The organism is Synechococcus sp. R8-2 (genome assembly GCF_047461715.1).
GTDB lineage: Bacteria > Cyanobacteriota > Cyanobacteriia > Thermostichales > Thermostichaceae > Thermostichus.
Map to the genome: position 1 here is coordinate 1 of NZ_JANSHQ010000482.1, position 1,553 is coordinate 1,553.

Consider the following 1,553-nt stretch of genomic DNA (forward strand, 5'->3'; position numbering starts at 1 on the left):
GGGAAAGGGGCTGGGGGTGAGGAAAAGCTAGTTGAGAGGGTTGAAAGAGTTGAAAGGCTCCATCTGCCAGAGCAGACGGGGCGGGATCCCCAGCCCTTCGGTGAGGGGTGCGGGCCGTTGGGAAGTTTGGGGATCGCAGTCGTAGAGAGCGGTGGTGTAGCGGTAGCTGCGGGGGGGGCCACCGTTGAGGCGAATGCCGCTAATTTCAAAGGTGTAGTTGCGATTGGGCTGGATCGAACCCACGGAGTAGGTCAAAGTTTCCAGGCCAAAGGCGGGATCCCCCACGCGGAGATCTCCAACAGGCACCGGCTCGCCGCTGAGGGCATCGGTGATGCGGACTTGGGCTTGGCTGAGATCAGCCTTGCCGCCACGGCTGGGCACCGAGAAAGACCAGCGGTAGGCAGACAGGGGCTGGCCGGAAAACCCTTCTAGGCGGTAGAGGTAGCCGTCTTTCTCCGGGAAGGCGATGAACTCTGGATCTGGCACCGACTCGTCAAAACCGAAGATCCAGTTGGCGTTGGCCTGGGTCACCCGTCCAGCCCGTGGGTCAAAGACAATGCCGTAGGCCCCCTGGGCGTACTGAGGATACAGGTTCCAGCGGCGATGCCCCACATCCACAAAGTTTTCTCGACCTGGCTCGGCAAAGTAGATATCCACCTGCCGCGCCAACACCCGGCCTGGATCGGGGCCGTTCAGCTCTAGGATGGGCCCAACCGCCAGGTTGCTGAAGCGGGATCCCGCCTCCCCGGCAGGGGTAAAGCAGCGCCAAGAAGGGGGCGGCTGGTGGCTGAGAGTACCATTGGCTACCTGCATCAAGGCCGCTTGCTGGGCGGCTTCTAGGAACTGAGGATTGAGCTTCACCAGCGGTAACTGGTGCAACAGCCGTAGAAAATTCAGCCGATCCATCATCTTTTGGGCTGCTGCAGGCGTAAGGCGACCGGGGTTGCAGGTGGCAACCTGGGGCTGTTCGGCGTAAATAGGCCCCGTGAAGCTGCGGGTCTGGCGATCCAACCGGCACAGGAAGCTGGCAATCGGCACTTCCCCTGCCCGCGGTGGCTCCATCGAGGTAGGGGATCCTCCACAGGCCGCCAGCAGACAAAGACAAAAGATCCCCGCGATCCTCAAAGCCCAAAGCTGAACCAACTTGGGCAACCGCTGCAAGGGCATGCAAAAACCAGCCGAATTATGAGCCGGTGGGGGTGGGGGTGATGCTGGGGGGGCTGACGGTGCTGCTGCTGCTCTCGCCACAAGCAGGCAACAAGCCCAGACAGGCAAACAGGGCTAAGGCCGCCAAAAGCTGGTGGGTCACTTTGGGTTGCAACGTAGCCATGACAACAAACCTCCCAAATGCTGTTGGGTTTGACTCTGTTCTATCACCTGGCCGAGTGGGCCACAGCGTCAAAACTCATGCCGACAAGGGTATAACTTAAGCCCAAGTCAAGGAACGCTCACCCAAGTCGGCTACATCCACTAGGACTGGGATCCAAGCCCACTTTTTCTCTCCACCCATAGTGGAGTACGGATCCCCACAACTGATACATTCACGCTGAACT

The 1,553-nt window shown here is 60.0% G+C and carries 2 protein-coding genes; both read right to left on the reverse strand.

All coding sequences use genetic code 11. The features are described 5' to 3' along the window. Positions 1-27: 27 nt before the first annotated feature. On the reverse strand, positions 28-1,062 hold the full coding sequence (locus NW819_RS11305) for a CAP domain-containing protein (protein ID WP_414413801.1): 1,035 nt from the start codon (positions 1,060-1,062) through the stop codon (positions 28-30). Between the two features lie 121 nt (positions 1,063-1,183). Continuing rightward, on the reverse strand, positions 1,184-1,330 hold the full coding sequence (locus tag NW819_RS11310; protein WP_187147246.1) for a hypothetical protein: 147 nt from the start codon (positions 1,328-1,330) through the stop codon (positions 1,184-1,186). Positions 1,331-1,553 lie beyond the last annotated feature (223 nt).